15 protein-coding genes are annotated in these 17,468 nt (G+C 32.6%); 1 reads left to right on the forward strand and 14 read right to left on the reverse strand.

Annotated elements, in window-relative coordinates; translation table 11 throughout:
* Position 1 precedes the first annotated feature (1 nt).
* Genes HMPREF0389_RS01620 through HMPREF0389_RS08835 form a run of 13 tightly spaced genes read right to left on the reverse strand, consistent with a single transcriptional unit; the run spans position 2 to position 14,587 of the window.
* Positions 2-871, reverse strand: a complete 870-nt coding sequence (locus tag HMPREF0389_RS01620) for a cell division protein FtsQ/DivIB (RefSeq protein ID WP_014261998.1) — start codon at positions 869-871, stop codon at positions 2-4.
* Between the two features lie 27 nt (positions 872-898).
* Complete coding sequence (murG, locus tag HMPREF0389_RS01625; RefSeq protein WP_014261999.1) at positions 899-1,993, reverse strand: undecaprenyldiphospho-muramoylpentapeptide beta-N-acetylglucosaminyltransferase; 1,095 nt, start codon at positions 1,991-1,993, stop codon at positions 899-901.
* Between the two features lie 4 nt (positions 1,994-1,997).
* Positions 1,998-3,134 carry an FtsW/RodA/SpoVE family cell cycle protein gene (locus HMPREF0389_RS01630; RefSeq protein WP_014262000.1) on the reverse strand — a complete coding sequence of 379 codons (1,137 nt, stop codon included), beginning with the start codon at positions 3,132-3,134 and terminating at the stop codon, positions 1,998-2,000.
* A gap of 20 nt (positions 3,135-3,154) precedes the next feature.
* A complete protein-coding gene (gene murD, locus HMPREF0389_RS01635) occupies positions 3,155-4,504 on the reverse strand; it encodes a UDP-N-acetylmuramoyl-L-alanine--D-glutamate ligase (RefSeq protein ID WP_014262001.1) in 1,350 nt (449 codons plus the stop codon).
* Positions 4,505-4,514: 10 nt separating this feature from the next.
* Complete coding sequence (gene mraY, locus HMPREF0389_RS01640; protein WP_014262002.1) at positions 4,515-5,477, reverse strand: phospho-N-acetylmuramoyl-pentapeptide-transferase; 963 nt, start codon at positions 5,475-5,477, stop codon at positions 4,515-4,517.
* An 18-nt stretch (positions 5,478-5,495) separates the two neighbouring features.
* Positions 5,496-6,854, reverse strand: a complete 1,359-nt coding sequence (locus tag HMPREF0389_RS01645; protein ID WP_014262003.1) for a UDP-N-acetylmuramoyl-tripeptide--D-alanyl-D-alanine ligase — start codon at positions 6,852-6,854, stop codon at positions 5,496-5,498.
* Positions 6,855-6,890: 36 nt separating this feature from the next.
* Complete coding sequence (locus HMPREF0389_RS01650; RefSeq protein WP_014262004.1) at positions 6,891-9,278, reverse strand: PASTA domain-containing penicillin-binding protein; 2,388 nt, start codon at positions 9,276-9,278, stop codon at positions 6,891-6,893.
* Between the two features lie 37 nt (positions 9,279-9,315).
* Positions 9,316-9,975, reverse strand: a complete 660-nt coding sequence (locus HMPREF0389_RS01655; protein WP_041250748.1) for an FtsB family cell division protein — start codon at positions 9,973-9,975, stop codon at positions 9,316-9,318.
* 35 nt (positions 9,976-10,010) lie between these two features.
* The gene (gene rsmH / locus HMPREF0389_RS01660; RefSeq protein WP_014262006.1) at positions 10,011-10,943 is read right to left on the reverse strand and encodes a 16S rRNA (cytosine(1402)-N(4))-methyltransferase RsmH; all 933 of its coding nucleotides are present in this window, start codon (positions 10,941-10,943) and stop codon (positions 10,011-10,013) included.
* Between the two features lie 53 nt (positions 10,944-10,996).
* Entirely contained in the window at positions 10,997-11,749 is a 753-nt protein-coding gene (gene lgt, locus HMPREF0389_RS01665; protein WP_014262007.1) for a prolipoprotein diacylglyceryl transferase, read from the reverse strand.
* Positions 11,750-11,801: 52 nt separating this feature from the next.
* The gene (gene yfmH / locus HMPREF0389_RS01670) at positions 11,802-13,094 is read right to left on the reverse strand and encodes an EF-P 5-aminopentanol modification-associated protein YfmH (RefSeq protein ID WP_014262008.1); all 1,293 of its coding nucleotides are present in this window, start codon (positions 13,092-13,094) and stop codon (positions 11,802-11,804) included.
* Positions 13,081-14,364, reverse strand: a complete 1,284-nt coding sequence (gene yfmF, locus HMPREF0389_RS01675) for an EF-P 5-aminopentanol modification-associated protein YfmF (RefSeq protein WP_014262009.1) — start codon at positions 14,362-14,364, stop codon at positions 13,081-13,083. The genes yfmH and yfmF overlap by 14 nt, the downstream gene beginning before the upstream one ends.
* A gap of 49 nt (positions 14,365-14,413) precedes the next feature.
* Positions 14,414-14,587 carry a DUF896 domain-containing protein gene (locus HMPREF0389_RS08835; RefSeq protein ID WP_014262010.1) on the reverse strand — a complete coding sequence of 58 codons (174 nt, stop codon included), beginning with the start codon at positions 14,585-14,587 and terminating at the stop codon, positions 14,414-14,416.
* A gap of 772 nt (positions 14,588-15,359) precedes the next feature.
* On the opposite strand from HMPREF0389_RS08835, the gene HMPREF0389_RS01680 reads away from it, so the two are divergent.
* On the forward strand, positions 15,360-16,190 hold the full coding sequence (locus HMPREF0389_RS01680) for a tRNA 2-thiocytidine(32) synthetase TtcA (protein WP_014262011.1): 831 nt from the start codon (positions 15,360-15,362) through the stop codon (positions 16,188-16,190).
* Between the two features lie 355 nt (positions 16,191-16,545).
* On the opposite strand, the gene rbsB is transcribed toward HMPREF0389_RS01680, so the two are convergent.
* Positions 16,546-17,466: a ribose ABC transporter substrate-binding protein RbsB gene (gene rbsB / locus HMPREF0389_RS01685; protein ID WP_014262012.1), complete on the reverse strand. Its 921-nt coding sequence runs from the start codon at positions 17,464-17,466 to the stop codon at positions 16,546-16,548.
* Positions 17,467-17,468 lie beyond the last annotated feature (2 nt).

The following is a 17,468-nucleotide window of genomic DNA, read 5'->3' on the forward strand; positions in this document are numbered from 1 at the left end:
CTCAATTCTCCCTATAGACAGGATAACTGTTAAATCTCATATCTATCGTACCATAAGTAATATTTTTTGTATGCAAATCTACCAATATAGGACTTAATTGCATCAACTTATAAGTCAAATCTTCTCCGTCTCCAAGTAATACTTTTAACCCCTGAGTAGTAATCATATAAATATTTTTAGGATCCTGCAAATTCATTTCTGAAATATTTTGAATCAATCCTGCATTTTGGATATTTGAAATCAATTCTAAAATCATTCTAAAATCATTTTCTTCAGAGGAAGGCAACACCTGTCCAACTTTAAGCCCTTTATTACTACTAACTCCTGTAATCAAAGGTTTCACTATCTTGCTTACATCCTGTTCAATTTTCAAAATATACCCGGTATGATCAATGATAACAAATCCCTCTTCAAAATTCACAGTAGCAACTTCCTCTCGCATATTTAAATCTGCAATCAATTTGTTAGGAAATTTTCTTGTAATATTTGCATTTTTCACATAAGGATTTTCAGTCAATCTGGATTCAATCGCCGATGTTGATATAAGGTAAATACTTCTATTTGTCTGTATTTTTCCTAATTTAATCAATTCTTCCTGAGTCAGTGTGTTATCTCCTAAAACTACAATCATCTTCAATTTACAAATAGGAGAAAATAGAAAAAGCAATATCCCTATTAAAAATATAAAAATTATAATCTGAACTTTTTTTACATAACTCTTCTCGTCTAAAAGATCCATTATAGATTTTTTGCTATTTGAATCCTCCGAATTGGTGATGCTTTGTTTGTTTTTATCTGAAATCAAGGTTTCCTCTGATAAAAACACCACATTACTTTCATTTGTACTATTTTTATTTGTTCTTTTATCCATATTAATGTTCCTTATAAATCATACTCACTAAGACAGCTTTTCCATAATCTTTTTCACAATGCTTTCTGCAGGGTTTGAAGGAAACATACTTGCACTGTTTCGTTCCATCTCTTTTCTACACGGACCATTAGAAATAATTTTCATGATTTTATCTACCAAAGCTTGTGAATTTAATTCTTTTTCAAGAATATACTCACCGGCTTTTTTTTCTTTGATGAACTTAGCATTATATTCTTGATGATTTTCAGCAGTATACGATTTTGGAATAACAATCGAAGCTTTACCCATAGCATTGACTTCTGCTAAGGTAGTCGCCCCGGCACTACAAACTACCAAGTCTGCTGCCGCCATATATAACAAAATATCCTTTTCATAGGGTTTAAATATCTGATTTTTAGAAAATTGATATCCTTTGACACAATTCATAAAATAACTATAGTGAACTTTCCCGGTAATGTGTAAAAAAGATATATTTTTTTCTAATAAGTAAGGCAGTGCACCTAAAAAAGCATCATTCAAACTTTCAGCTCCTCCGGAACCGCCCACTGATAAGATCATAATCTCATCCGGAGTCATATCCAGTAATTGTCTGGCACTTTCTCTCGTCAAATCAAAAACCCTATCTCGAACAGGATTTCCTACAAAACACACTTCCTTATTTGTATGAAAGTGTTCTCTTGCCTTTTCTGAACCTAAAAATACAACATCTGCCTTCTTTGATAAAATACGATTCGTCAACCCCGGAAAGGAATTTTGTTCATGAATAGCAGTAAAGGCACCATATTTTTTTGCAGCTCGTAACACAGGCCCGCAAACATAACCACCGGTACCAACAACAATATCCGGCTTAAAAGAGTTCATAATCCTCATAGAATCTTTTGTTGCTCTCCAAGCCAAGTAAATTCTCTTTATATTTTCAATTGTAATTTTTCTCAAAAAGCCTTTTACTTCAATACCTTCAAAGGGATAACCGCTATCTGGAACAATTTCCGATTCCGGTCCACTCTTTGTTCCAACATATAAAATTTCAATATCATCTACATATTTACAAAAAGCATTTGCAATAGAAATTGCCGGATAAATATGTCCTCCTGTTCCTCCACCGGATACAATTACCTTCATTTTCCTACTCCTTTACCTCTTGTAACTCTCTTGAAATCTTTATTCGTCTACCATATCTTGAAACATTCAACACAATTCCCATCGATGCCATCGATATTACCAAAGAAGTCCCTCCGAAACTGATAAACGGTAATGGTACTCCTGTAGTTGGCATTAATGACAAAGAAACTGCAACATTGACAGTGAATTGGAAAGCTATTTGAGCAACAATTCCACATACCAACAAAGAACTGAATTTATCCGGAGCAAGTTTCACCAACTGTATACAGCGAAGAATCAAGATAAAAAATAATAAAATCAAGATTACAGAGCCGATAAATCCAAATTCTTCTGCATACACTGAAAAAATAAAATCATTGTAAGATGCAGACAAGTACAAATATTTTTGAATACTGTTCCCAAGCCCTCTTCCAAAAAAACCACCACTTGAAATGGCATATAGAGAATTTAAAACCTGAACTTCTGCTCTGCTCCCTGTAATAGATGGACTGAGAATTGCAAGTATACGCGATTTTGCGTAGGAAGAAACTACTATTAAAGAAATAGATGCAACTGATACAAAACCTAATATGACTGCAATATATCTACCGGAAATTCCTGCTATTATTAATATATATGCTATAATCACCAACAGGGTGATTGTTGTAGAAATATGAGGTTGTAAAGCAATCAAAACAGCAAATAAAGCAGGAATTGCTAAAATAATAAGTAAATTGATGAAATTATTAATATTTAGCTTTCGAATAGAACATACCTTCGATAGATATAGAATACATACCATTTTCGCCAACTCAGATGGCATAAAAGTAAACCTTCCTACTTGAATCCATCTTGTAGATCCATTGATATTTTTTCCGAACACAAGTGTACCTAATAATAAAAGTAGTGTTGTCAATACTGAACCAAAAACAAATGAATCTGAACGATAGAATGTGTATGGAAGTTTGGAAATAAGAAGCATCCCTATAAACCCTATTACTGCATACACAAAATTTGACAAGAAAAAATGATACATTTTTCTATTTGAATAATATGCTTGTATATAACTGGAACTATAAACCATAATTACTCCTATCATAACAATGATAGTAACCAATAAAAATATTGTTTTATCCATTTCTCCCTGACGCCTTTTTTTCATCCCATACAACTCCTATTTGTCTAACGTAAAGCATATACTCTATTTTTAAAATCTTCTCCTCTTATTTCATAACTATCATACATATCCCAAGACGCACATGCCGGAGATAATAATACAATATCTCCACCTTCCGCTTGTTGATGTGCAACATCTACAGCTTCTTCCATATTATTAACTAAGTCCACAGAATCGAATCCATGCTTTTGAGCACAATCTTTGATTATATTTTTTGTTTCTCCGAGTAGAATTAGTTTTTTTACCTTTCCTAAATGTTTTCCGGTAAATGTTTCTACAAACTTATCAAAGGGAACTTTTTTATCCATTCCTCCTGCAATTAAAATAATGTTTTTTTCGAAAGCTTCTACCGCTTTTACAGATGCATCCGGATTTGTTCCTTTAGAATCATTAATGTATCTAACTCCATCAATCATCTCTACAAATTCCAGTCTATGTTCTACCCCTTCAAAATTTGATAAAACAGACTTCATACAATCAAAAGAAATGTTTGCACAATATGCCATACACATCGCCATCAAAACATTTTCCATATTATGATTCCCTGCAAGCAAAACATTTTTTCTATCAAACAACTTATTTGTGATTCCTGTTATATTTTCATAGATATAACCTTCTTTCAAATAAATTCCAAAAGGCACCTCCCTTTTTGTAGAAAAATACAATACTTTTGAAGGTAGTTTCTCACCTAAATGACATACGTAATCATCTTCGTAATTTAAAACGGCATAATCGTCTTTTGTTTGATTCTTAAAAATATTTGATTTCATTTCACCGTAAGTTTTTAGAGAGCCATGTCTATTCAAGTGATCCGGTGTTAAATTCAAAAACCCTGCAATGTGACACTTAAATTCTTTTATCATTTCTAATTGAAAACTGGACAATTCTGATACATACCATGTATGTTCGTCAGCATTTCTAACTGCTTCAATAACAGGATTTCCGATATTTCCAACAACCTTTGTGTCTAATCCGTATTTTTTAAAAAACTCCCCTAATAACGTTGTGGTTGTCGTCTTTCCATTTGTTCCCGTAACTCCAACAAAAGTACCTCTGGTATGACGATACGCAAATTCCACTTCTCCAATGACTTCAATTCCTCTATCAATAAATTTTTTCACAAAAGGTAAATCTGTAGGTACTCCCGGAGAAATAATCACTTGATCTACCATCTCTTCTCCACTTGGATTTTTTCCAATATAAAATTCCACATTTTTATAGTCTTGGATTCGTATCTTTAAATCTTTATTATTATCATATGCTAGTATATTTTTTCCCAAAGAATCCAAATAATCAATCATTGCCAATCCACTTTTTCCAAGCCCAATCATCAAAAATTTATTGTTCTCTTTCATTCATATCCCCCTAAAAACATACTCCTGCCAATCCATACCATCCTATTATACAAAAAATAAAAGTAATTGTAGTAAACACTATAGTGACCTTAACTTCACTCCATCCGCCAAGCTCAAAATGATGGTGCAAAGGAGACATCCTAAATACCCTCTTACCTGTTGTTTTAAATGATACAACTTGAACAATAACAGATAATGCCTCAAGCATATATATTATGCCAACAAACGGAAGAATTAGTGCAGTATGCAACATAATCGCACTGATTGCAACGGCTCCTCCCAAAGCCATAGATCCGGTATCTCCCATAAAAACTTTAGCAGGATATTTGTTGTAAAGTAAAAAACCCAGACAAGAACCCAACACAGCCACATTAAAAGACACAAGCCCCATACTATGCATACAGTTAGATAAAACTCCAAAAAATAACATGACTAAAATAGTAACGGAAGTACACAGTCCATCCAAACCGTCTGTCAAATTCACGCTGTTACTGACACCAATCAATAAAATAACAAGGAAAGGAATATAAAGGCATCCCATATCCCATAGTTTATTTGAAAAAGGAATATATACAGATGTTCCTAAAGAAGAATATTTTACTTCCAATAAAGAAACAACCATCGCAAAAGTAAATTGTAATATTATTTTTTGATATGCATGAAGTCCTAAATTTCGTTTCTTTACTACCTTAATATAATCATCAATAAAACCGATACTACCAAATAATAACAGAGCAAGAACAGGCAGTACGGTATCAATATAAAATCCACCGATTAAAAATGTTACAATAGTGATGGGAATAATAAAAATAAATCCTCCCATCGTTGGTGTTCCTGACTTAATTTGATGACTTTCAGGTCCCTCCTCTCGTTCTGTTTGACCGAATTTTAATTTTCTTAGAACCGGAATAACAACAGGACCTAAACATACCGCAATAACAAAAGAAATTATCGATGCAAAAACAATACTCACTCCATACACTCCCTATCATCAAAATATCAAATCTATCAACTTCTCCATTGCCATACCACGCGATCCTTTTAACAATACAACATCACCTACCCTCATAATGTCTTTGATGGTAGTGACCGATTCTTCCTGTGTACGAAACGAATAACAAAAACCTTCATCCATACCGTGCTCTAATGCTCCTTCTCTCATGTAATCGGAAAACATCCCGATTCCTATCAAAATATCACAAGAATGAGCTGCACATTCGCCTATCTGTCTATGATATTTATCAGAATCGCGCCCTAATTCCAACATATCTCCCAAAATAGCAATTCTTCTAACATTGTTTTTTTCTGCCAAAATACTCAACACCGATTTCACGGAATCCGGATTTGCATTATAACTGTCATTTATTATCGTAATACCATCTTTTTTTTCAATTTGCATCCTTAGTTTAGACGGTTGAAAATCTATCAGGCTTTTCGCAGCTTTTTGTAAATCCATTTGCAAAACAGACGCAACTCCCAACGCTGCTAAAGAATTCAATATGTTATGTTTTCCTAAAGATGGAATTGTATAATTTACTTCAAGTCCATCAATCATAGCGCAAATATCAGTAGAATCTTCTCTGTAATCGTAGTTTTTACAGAAATAATCACAAGAATTCGAAAAACCAAATGTTTTAATCATAGGTTGATATACATCCTTATCAAGATTTCTTAAAAATTTATCTTCCCCATTGACAAGCAAAATATCTTTTTCATGCATAAAACTCGTAATTTCCATTTTTGCTTCAAATATTTTTTCTTGAGAACCCAATTGTTCTAAATGAGCTGTCCCGATATTAGTAATGACACCTATATTAGGTTTTGCGATAGAGCATAAATATTCTATTTCACCAAGTGAAGACATCCCCATTTCTAAAATCATTACATCATGCTCTTCATCAGAATTTAATATTGTTAAAGGCATCCCTATTTCATTGTTAAAATTTCCCTCTGTTCGATATGCATTACATTGTGAATTCAAAGCATAGAAAATCATATCTTTTGTTGTTGTTTTTCCACTACTGCCTGTAATAGATATCACAGGAATATCCAGCATATCTCGATAACCAGATGCCAGTTTTCCCAAAGCTTTCACGGTATCAGGAACTGTAATTACTCTGGGGCTTTTATGAGAAATGCTTGAAAGCACAGCTACAGCACCGTTATCTAAAGCCATATCTACAAAATGGTTTCCATCAAAATGTTCTCCTTTGATAGCAATAAACAGATCTCCTTGTTTCACTTTTCTACTGTCTGTTGTAATACTGTAGATAGATTCTGAAAACATACTATCTCCCAAAACAACACCCTCTGTCCATTCAACAATCTGTGAAAATTTTAATATATTCATAACAGTTTTCCTCTCTTGATATCTCTAACACTTGGATTAATTGCTCATTCGAATGACGGATGGCATATCTTCTTCCCTATTCTCCAGACTGTTAGCATCGCTACTATTGTTAGTTTCAGATGAATCTTTTTTTGTATTCTTATTTTGTTCTATAAGATTCTCTTTTGTCTCTGAAGAACCTGATTTCTCATTCGACGATGGTTTAGAAGAAGACGAATCTTCAAATTTGACATTTACCATAGAACCTTTTTTTACTAATTTATTTGGTTCAGGAAACTGCTTGATTGCTTTTCCGTTTCCGGAAAAATTAAATCTAAGACCTAAAGAATTGACAATTTTTTGTGATTCCGAAACCGTTTTTCCTATTAAATTAGGCATTAACACTTCATCCATTTTCTTCCCTTCGAAGTATAAAACAATACTTGAGCCTATAGGGACTGTCTCCCCCGCTTTCGGGAACATATCTACAACTAAAGTATCATCCTTCGCAGAATCAACATCTATCGTATATTTTAAGTGATGAGAATTTAATAATACTCTCGCTTCTTTGAATGTCATATTTCGAACTTCAGGAATATCAACTTTTTCGATATTTGTGTTATTACTTACAATTGCATTCGGAGTAACTCCCATATATCTCAGCGTGTCTTGTAATATCATTCCGACAAAAGGTGCTGAGTTTCCACCTCCGTAGAATCCATGCTGACCATGTGGCTCATCAGTGATAACAAGAACAACTACCTTTGGATCTTCCACCGGTGCAATACCAACAAAACTGGAGATATAGTAGCCCTTTGGATATTTTCCATCGATAACCTTTTGTGCTGTACCACTTTTTCCGGCAATACGATAACCAAAAATTGCCGCTTTTTTTCCACCTTCTTTTTTAACCACATTTTCTAACAACTCTAACATAGTCTCATTTGTTTTTTTTGAAATCGGTCTACGAACTACCTCAGGTTCAAACCGCTGTATAATTTCACCATCATCAGAAACTATTTCTCTGACTAATCTGGGTTTCATCAATTCACCATTGTTTGCTACGGCACTTACTGCCATGACCATTTGAATCGGTGTCACAGAAATACTTTGCCCAAAAGACATTGTAGCCTGTTGAACCGGCCCTAATTTATCTAATGAATAAATAAGCCCTTCCGCTTCGCCCGGCAATGAAACCCCTGTCTTTTTTCCAAACCCAAACGCATAAATATACTCTAAAAATTTTTCAGAACCAAGTCTTTTTGCTACTTCTATAAAGACAGTATTAACGGACTGCCCTACAGCTTTTCTGAAATCAATTGTCCCAAAAGGTTTTTTCGACCAGTTGGATAATTTTTGACCTGCAACTTCAACATATCCTTTGTCTACAAAAGTAGAGTTCGGTGTTACCACCCCTTCTTCTATGCCGGCACTGGCAGTAATGACCTTAAATACAGATCCCGGTTCATATAAGTCACTAACCATAGGATTTCTCCACATGGAATTAAGCACTTCTAACTGTTCTTCATTTGTCTTTGCATTGCTCATCGCTTCACGAAATCTATAATAATACAATTCATTAGGTGTTTCCGGATTATAATCCGGCTTTGCGGCCATCGCCAAAATATCCCCTGTTTTAGGATCTATTACAATTGCCATAGATCTTTTTGAATTATTTTCGATGTAAGACTGCTCCATTGCTTTTTCAACATAATGCTGAATGACTTCATCTATCGTTGAAACAACATGGTATCCATTCACAGGTTCATGATAACGAATAGAATGGTCTTCCAATTCTCTTGATTTAGCATCACTAAGGACAATTTTTCTTCCCGGAATTCCATTCAGTTCCTTATTAAAATAAGCTTCAATTCCTGCTAACCCAACATTATCTTTGGAGGTATGGCCTAGAATGTAAGATGCAAATTTTCCATAAGGATAAAGTCTTCTCTTGCTTTCTTCATAGAACAGCACCTTATAGTTTAATTTATCCAACTCCAATTTTTTTGCATAATCAATTTTTTTCATCAAAATAAATCTGGACTTATCTTGATTCTGTCTCACTTTTTCCAAAATTTTGTTCGAATCTTCTCCTAATATGCCTCCCACATTACGAGAAAACTCTTCCCATTCTCCATCTTCCCATTTCTTTAATTTTTTTTCTTGCTTATCATATTCCTTTGCATAACTAAGTTCTACATATACATCATAAGTAGATACACTCACTGCTAATTCTTTCCCGTTTCTGTCATATATATTCCCTCTTTTGGGCTTCACTTCAACATCTCTGTATTGTTGATAGCTTGCTTTACTGGAATAGTTCTTAGAATCTATTACTTGAACCAACAACAATTTTCCCACTAAAATAGATACAATCACCGAAAAAAAGATGACTGTTATTTTTAACCGAAAATCTCTTTGTTTTCTCTGTTCTATCTGTTTCATAACTAAAGCAATCTCCGTTTCAAACACAAATTAATCATTAATTTACTTTGATGTAAGTAATTTTATCTTCTTTGGGATAATCCATTCCCAACTGTTCTCTGGCACGCTTCTCAATCACATCGCTTCGATTATTGCTTTCCATCTGCACTTCCAATATTTCTTTTTCATTTTGCAAGTTTAATAATTCTTTGTTTAATTCATTAATATCATACTTCAACTTAACAATTTGGGTATTTCGATAAATTAAAATAACAAATACAAATGAAACTAACAGAGCAACAAAAAAAATAAGGGATGTTACCTTTCTGCTCTTTGAAATTACTTTCCTGTTTTTGTTCCTTCTTTCCTGAATAATGCCTCTTCTCTTCAAATCAGTCTTTCCTGAATGAAGCATTTCTGTTGATTTTATATTTTCTTTTGAACTTTTTTTATTTTTTAGAGTTACAGCATTATCTAAGTTGGAACTATTATCTACCAGACTGCCTTTGTTAACATGCTTTTTTTTTCGAAAAATTTTCTTCAGACCTTTTTTTTGTTTCTTCTTCCCTGAAATATTATCTGAATTCAACGAAACTCCGCTTTTTTCACTCTGCATTTTTTCTTTCATTTTATGATAAGCTTCACTTTGTGAGTTTCGATATGGATTCTTTTCATTCTGTTTTTTCGAAACAATATTTTTTTTGCTTTCTTTTCTCAAGATAAACTCACTTCCTCTTATCTATTTATATCCAATTATAACTTAATCGCTCCTCTTACCTTTGCGCTGCGTGAGCGAGGATTTTCTCGCAATTCTTCTTCGCTTGGCACAAGCGGTTTTCTATGCGCTAACCTTAACCTTGCTTGATGGTTACATACACAAACTGGAATTTCCGGCGAGCAAATACACCCTGTCGATTCATCTCTAAAAAAGTTCTTTACTATCCTATCTTCCAAAGAATGAAATGTAATTACAGAAATAACTCCACCCGGTAAAAGCAACTCAACTGCACTTTCCAAAACATCATGAATCACATCTAATTCATGATTTGTTTCAATTCGTATAGCTTGAAAGGTGCGCTTAGCGGGATGTTGTTCTTCTTCTCTGGCTTTTTTTGGAATCGCCGCTTTTATAATTTGAACTAACTCTCCGGTTGTATCAATTGGCTTTTTCATTCTTTCTTCCACAATAAACTGAGCAATTCTACTTGCCCATTTTTCTTCTCCGTAATCTCTAATGATTCTTTTTAAATCCTCTTCAGAATATGTGTTTACAATATATTTTGCACTGATTTGTGAACTTTGATTCATTCTCATATCCAATGGTGCATCATAACGATAAGAGAAACCTCTTTCCGGAGAATCCAGCTGATAAGAGGACACTCCTAAGTCTAATAATAACCCATTTATACGAAAGATATCAATATCTTCTAATGATTTTTTTATATTACGAAAGTTATCGTGAATGAGTATCACTTTATCCTCATAAGATTTTAATTTTATCTTTGCATTCTTAATTGCTTCTATATCTTGATCAAAAGCAATCAATTTCCCGGAATCTAATCTTTTTACAATTTCAAGAGAGTGTCCTGCACCACCTAAAGTTCCATCTACATATATTCCACTTGGAACAATATTTAACATATCAATACATTCATTTAACATGACCGGTTTGTGTAAAAAATCCATCCTTCCACCTCATAAATTCAATTTCACGAAAACATCTATAAATCCCGCTATAGTTAACATCTTTTTACATAGGCTCCGTCTAACTCATTGTTCTTTCTCATTATCCAAATTCCAAACCCCACAATAATGAGAACCACACTGACAGTCTGAGCGATTTTAAATGAACCTATCATAAGAGAATCAGTTCGTAATCCCTCAATAAAAAATCGTCCTATGGAATACACTATTAAATATATTGATATCATCTGTCCGTCAAATTTCTTATTTTTTCTAATATAAATCAAAAATACAAATAACACAAAATCCAAAATAGACTCATATAAAAAAGTAGGATGTACTCTCACTCCATCTATCATAATTCCCCATGGTAAATCGGTAGGTCCCCCATGTGCCTCCTGATTCATAAAATTGCCCCATCTTCCTATGGCTTGTCCTAATGCAAGATAGGGTACATACAAATCAAGTGTTTTCCACAAATTCAGTCCATATTTTCTGACAATGAAGTATCCGCCGATAAAAGCACCTATCAAACCTCCATGAATTGCCAATCCTCCCTGTCTGATGTTTAACATAGAAAGAACATCTCCCTTATAAACAGAATATCGAAACAAAACATAATACAATCTTGCCCCTATAATAGACAGAGGAAATGCACAAAGAAAAATATCCATCAAGTCATTTTCTACAAATCCTTCTTTTTTACCTTGTTTAGAAACCAAAAATACACCTAACAACATTGCAAAAGTAATAAATATCGCATACCATCTTATTTCTAATCCAAAAATCTCAAATGCAACCGGATCCATAAATCATACAACTCCCCATCCAAAATATATCCTCATTGAAATATGTCAACACTTACTCCTTAGGATTAATAAAAGATACTACTTTCATATCTTCCACAAAATGTTGCTCTAATCTATCTTGGCAAAACTCAAGAGTAATTTCCTCCAATATTTCTCCGTACTCAAACCAATCCATCCCTTGAAAATAATAGGACACATAGTTATTTGCCAACCCTTCCATTGCATCAAAAGATTTGATATAACTTCCTATCCTGCTTTTCTTAACTCTATCAAAATCTTCTTGATTTAAACCGATTTTCTTTGATTTTCCAATACAATCCATAATTTTTTGAATAACAGTAGTTACTTTTCTGCTTTCTGCAGATATTAAAGTATATCCGTAATTTCTACTTGCATTATATTCACAATCTAAAGTAGAGAAAATCAAATTTTCATTGTATAACTCTTCATTCAATTCACTCCCTTTACGGAACAACAAGTCTAAAATGATTTCTGTCGAAATCATTTTTTTCATCAAATCTTTTCCTCTATGTTCCCCATCCATCTTTTCCTTAAATGCAATCATAAACATTGGAATAGATACAGGAAATTTTTGTACGATCGTTTTTTGACTGATTTTATTTGGCTCTTTCTTCTCAAGACGATGAACTTTCCCCTCAAATGCAAGATCATTTTTTACCGTTTTTTCCACCGTATTTACTATGTCATTCCAATCTAAATCTCCAATCACAAATAAAGCCATATTAGATGGAGAATAAAAAGTGTTATAACAAGTGTATAGCTCTTCCGGAGTAATTCTATAAATACTCTCTACTGTTCCTGCTATATCAATCCTATTATTGTGGTTAATATACATTGCTTTTAATGCATTAAAAAACAGCACCCACACCGGATTATCCTGATATATTTTGATTTCCTGTGCAATAATTCCTTTTTCTTTGTCTACATTTTCTTTTGTAAAAAATGGTGTTTGCACATAAGAAATCAAATGTTCCAATCCTTCATAAAAAAAATCAGTAGAAGAAAACAAATATGCTGTCATATCAAAATTTGTAAACGCATTCGCGTCTGCTCCTATTTCAGAAAACTTCTCAAACGCATCTGTCCCATTCGGTTGTTCAAACATTTTATGCTCTAAAAAATGGGCAATTCCTTCATTTACTGTAACTTGTTCCTTTGTATGAGGACTGACAAAACTTAAATCATTTGAGCCAAAGTTTGTTGCAAACACAGCATATTTTTTAGTAAATCCTTCTTTTTTCATAAAAAACAACTCCATGTTATTTGATAATTTTTTATGAAAAATTTCCTCTTTTAGACGACTCATCATACTATGTTGTTTCATTGCTTACCTCTCCCTTGCCTCTTAAGAAAAAAATAGTATCCAACTGAATATCATGTGCAACTTTCGCTATTTCTTCTACTGTTACACTTTGAATAGAGTCTATAATCTCTTCGATAGATTTTTCATTCCCATGCAAAGTTTGAAAATAATAAAAGTCACAAAGTCCCATAACACTATCTTTCACACTTTTAAAACCGTTTATTACTAATTTCTTCCCTTGTAATATCTCTTCTTCAGAGATATTTTTCATCTCCATCTCTTTCATTTGTTCTTGAATCAATCTCATTACCTGCGCCTTATTTTTTGAGTCGATTCCGGTTTGAATAAACATAATTCCCTTTAATTTTTCCAAAGATGTACCAATTGAATAACATAGACTATATTTTTCTCTAACCACTCGAAATAATTTAGAGAAAGAACCATTCCCCAAAATAACAGAATACATCAACAATGCATAGTAATCATCATCTCTTATACTTCGATTGGTTCGAAACCCCATTACTAATTTTCCTTGTTCAATATCCATTGTTTCTTCATATTCCTTAACAGTTTCCACAGTTTTTGCTACAACTTCATTTTTTAACACAAAACTTCGTTCTGTCGGAAAAGAAAAATATTGTTGAATTAACCCTACAGTTCTATCAAAATCCATGGTCCCTTCTACCACAATATCGACCAAAGAATAAGAGAGGAGATTCTGATATTGTTGATATAAAGTTTCAGGAGTAATTTCATCTAAATCTTCCAGATAGCCCTCCTCAACAATTCCGTAAGGCTCTTCTTCACACATTTTTTCAATGCACATTTCCTTTGCATAATGTCCTTTATCATTAATTTTTGCTAAAATGGATTCCTTAAGCACTTCTTTTTCTGTATCTACATATTTACGTAAGAAAACTCCATCCTCTAAAACCGGTGAAAAAATAATTTCGGAAAGAATAGAAATTACCGACTCCAAAATACTTTCTTCTAAAAACTCTTCTCGTACAAAACTCATCTTAAATCCAATCACCTGATTTTCTCCGGCCTTAGATACAGAGATTCCTAATTTTGTTCCATACAACTCCTGTAAGTGTTTTGAAAGTCTCATATCTGTAGGATAATTTTTTGTGCCTGATTTCAACACATAGGGAACCAAAGAGTTTTGTGTGACATCATCCCTAGATAACTCTTTCCTAAAATAAACCTCTATTATATTAGTCTTAAATTGGGTACAATCTATTTTTCTAAAAGTAACCCCATGACAAAGGTCTGTTTTTCTTATACTCAAGTGTAACCTCCTAAATTTTTACAATATATTTAAAAAATCACAAAAATAATCAGTCTCTATACTCTATCTCAATATTATCTAACTGCTTTTTAAAGTTTTTACGAAAAGCATCCAAATACTCTTTTCTTAGCTGTTGCTGTTCTATTTTTTCGTCCTCAGTCAAACCCTCTGTTTTGGATTTATGTGCAAGAACATTAATACGATTGATTAATTCAGGTTTCATATCAAAATACCTTTCCTTTCATTCTGTTACAAAAAATCTTATCCTGTTATCAAAGATAATTTATCTATATTGTCAACAATTTGTAATTGTTACATAAAAATCCACTATAAATTTTATCTCTTTATTGTATTACAAAATAAAATCTTTGTATACCAAAAACGATACTATCACTATAATATTTCAAAAAAAAATTGCAGATATCAAATATAATGATACTTTAGTTCTCTAAAATGTTCATTTATGAAATTCATTTTTTTAAATAACATAGTCTAAACATAAATCTTAAACACACAAAAAAATTTGCATGGTAAAGTCCAATCTTATCCACAAAGTTTATAATTTTTGAAGCATATATTTGTGATATACATGATGTAATACAATAATTTAATCATTATAAAAAACTATAATTTAATCTACTAAGTTATCAACAATATAATACCTTTACAAAAACTACTAAAACCCTTCACAACCAGGAATTTGAAAATGTATCTCGATCTCTTTTTTATCAAGTTTAGAGAAAAAATGTGTAATGCCTTAGCGAGAACAATAATATAGAATATGAATTGCAATTTAAAATAATAATGATTTCATGCAATTCTATCAGATAATAAGATGAACTGTTTGTTTCTAAATATATTTTAAAATTCATTCTTTTATGTTACAATGAAGACCTCTTTGAATTAATTTATTTCAAATCTAATTGAAGAAAACCAAAATAACACAAAATAGCAGAAACAAAAAGAGCACAACAAAAGAAAGGATATATTATGTGATGAATACAAATACAAGTCTTCCAATTCCTACAAAAGAAATGGAACGAGCCTTAATTAAAAAATTCAGAAAATATCTGTGGTCACCCTTTATTCGGGCAATCATTGATTTTGAAATGATTCAACAAAACGATAGAATTGCTATTGCTATTTCAGGTGGAAAAGACAGCCTTGTGATGGCTAAACTAATGCAAGAATTGTATCGCCACTCCGATATTCCGTTTGAACCTGTGTTTATTTCCATGAATCCGGGGTTCAGTAAAGAAAACGAATCCTCTCTTATTGCAAATTGTAAAGCAATGGATATTCCTGTACATTTTTTTCAATCAGATATTTTCGAAGTAACTACATCAATTGCAAAAGAAAATCCTTGTTATATGTGTGCAAGAATGAGAAGAGGTGCATTATATGGAAAAGCCGAAGAATTAGGCTGCAACAAATTAGCTTTGGGACACCATTTCAACGATGTAAATGAAACTACTATAATGAATCTTTTATACACCGGTTGTTTTAAAACAATGTTACCTAAACTAAAATCTACCAATTTTAATAATATGGAAATTATTCGTCCTCTATACTATGTCTATGAAGAACATATTCATAAGTATATGAATTATATTCAAATTTTTCCTATGGATTGTGGATGCACTGTAACAAAAAATGAGGTTTCAAGTAAACGAAAAGAAATCAAAAATTTAATTGCAACATTAAAAATACAAAATCCCAATGTTGAAAAATGCATTTTTAAATCTATCCAAAACATCAACATAGATTGTTGTATTTCTTGGCAATACAAAGATAAAAATTACTTCTATTTAGAAGATAATTACTAAAAGGTAAAAAATTCTACTCTTATCATCCGGTTCATATATTACATCAACCTGTATTTTATAAACATTAGGTGGATTATGTATGGATTATACATGTTTTATTATAGATTTTTTCCTTGCATATTATTTTAATCCATTATCACATTTAATATCTGATTGATATCAACATCTTAAAAACTATCTATAAATACTTTTTATCTGCACACCATTTTTTAATCTTGATACAAAAAAGATATCTTAATTGACAACTATATTCTGTCAATCAAGATATCTTTTCAATTTACTCTATTACTATTCATTCATGAAGCCATAGTGCAAATATAGCATTATTGTTTGTTATCAGATATACAAGTAAACACTATTTTTTTACAATTAGTTGTAATTCTACAGGTATGCTTGCTTCTGTCTTCTCTCCGGCTAAAATTTTTCCGGCTGTTTCTACTCCCAAAGAACCGATCAATTTTGGTTGTTGAGCAACAGTTGCCAACATTTCTCCGGCTTCAACAGCAGTTTTCGCATCATCGGTAGCGTCAAATCCTACAACTTTAATATCACGGTTTGATGCTTTAATTGCTTCCAAAGCACCAAGTGCCATTTCATCATTATGTGCAAATACAGCATCAATTTCAGGTTGAGCTTGAAGAATATTTTCCATTACAGAAAGTCCTTCTGTTCTATCGAAGTTAGCTGTTTGTTTTGCTACTACAGTAATCTCTTTTCCGGCAATTGCTTCATTAAACCCTTGACCTCGATCTGTAGCTGCAGATGTTCCGGGGATTCCCTCTAACTCTACAACATTTCCTTTTCCGCCAAGTTGTTCAATAATATACTCTCCTGCCATCTTTCCACCTGCTACGTTATCAGATGCAATATGTGTAACAACATCTCCGGAATTTGCTCCTCTGTCAAGAGTAACAACGGGAACTCCTGCTTCGTTTGCTGCTGCGACTGCAGAAGCTACTGCATCAGAATCTGTCGGGTTAATCAAAAGTATTTTTACTTCTTTTGTAATTAAGTCTTCTACATTTGACAACTCTTTTGCAGGGTCATTTTGAGAATCCAATACAATTAATTCCAATCCAAGTTCAGCTGCTTTTTCTTCCGCACCTGTTTTTAAGTCAACAAAAAACGGATTATCCAGTGTAGATACTACTAAACCTACTTTTCCCCCAGTTTCTGCCTGAACATCAGACTTTGTTTCTTCTTTTTCCCCACAACCTACAAATACCATTGTTACCATTAACATGGCCGTTAATAGTAATGCTAAACGCTTTCTCATAA

Origin of the sequence: Filifactor alocis ATCC 35896 (assembly GCF_000163895.2) — a bacterium.
GTDB classification, from domain to species: Bacteria; Bacillota; Clostridia; order Peptostreptococcales; family Filifactoraceae; genus Filifactor; species Filifactor alocis.

Excerpts from the sequence above, each read along its gene's own strand:
- HMPREF0389_RS01620 (WP_014261998.1), bottom strand. The coding sequence starts at position 871 with ATGGATAAAAGAACAAATAAAAATAGTACAAATGAAAGTAATGTGGTG.
- murG (WP_014261999.1), bottom strand. The coding sequence starts at position 1,993 with ATGAAGGTAATTGTATCCGGTGGAGGAACAGGAGGACATATTTATCCG.
- HMPREF0389_RS01630 (WP_014262000.1), bottom strand. The coding sequence starts at position 3,134 with ATGAAAAAAAGGCGTCAGGGAGAAATGGATAAAACAATATTTTTATTG.
- murD (WP_014262001.1), bottom strand. The coding sequence starts at position 4,504 with ATGAAAGAGAACAATAAATTTTTGATGATTGGGCTTGGAAAAAGTGGA.
- HMPREF0389_RS01645 (WP_014262003.1), bottom strand. The coding sequence starts at position 6,854 with ATGAATATATTAAAATTTTCACAGATTGTTGAATGGACAGAGGGTGTT.
- HMPREF0389_RS01650 (WP_014262004.1), bottom strand. The coding sequence starts at position 9,278 with ATGAAACAGATAGAACAGAGAAAACAAAGAGATTTTCGGTTAAAAATA.
- rsmH (WP_014262006.1), bottom strand. The coding sequence starts at position 10,943 with ATGGATTTTTTACACAAACCGGTCATGTTAAATGAATGTATTGATATG.
- lgt (WP_014262007.1), bottom strand. The coding sequence starts at position 11,749 with ATGGATCCGGTTGCATTTGAGATTTTTGGATTAGAAATAAGATGGTAT.
- yfmH (WP_014262008.1), bottom strand. The coding sequence starts at position 13,094 with ATGAAACAACATAGTATGATGAGTCGTCTAAAAGAGGAAATTTTTCAT.
- HMPREF0389_RS08835 (WP_014262010.1), bottom strand. The coding sequence starts at position 14,587 with ATGAAACCTGAATTAATCAATCGTATTAATGTTCTTGCACATAAATCC.
- HMPREF0389_RS01680 (WP_014262011.1), top strand. The coding sequence starts at position 15,360 with ATGAATACAAATACAAGTCTTCCAATTCCTACAAAAGAAATGGAACGA.
- rbsB (WP_014262012.1), bottom strand. The coding sequence starts at position 17,466 with ATGAGAAAGCGTTTAGCATTACTATTAACGGCCATGTTAATGGTAACA.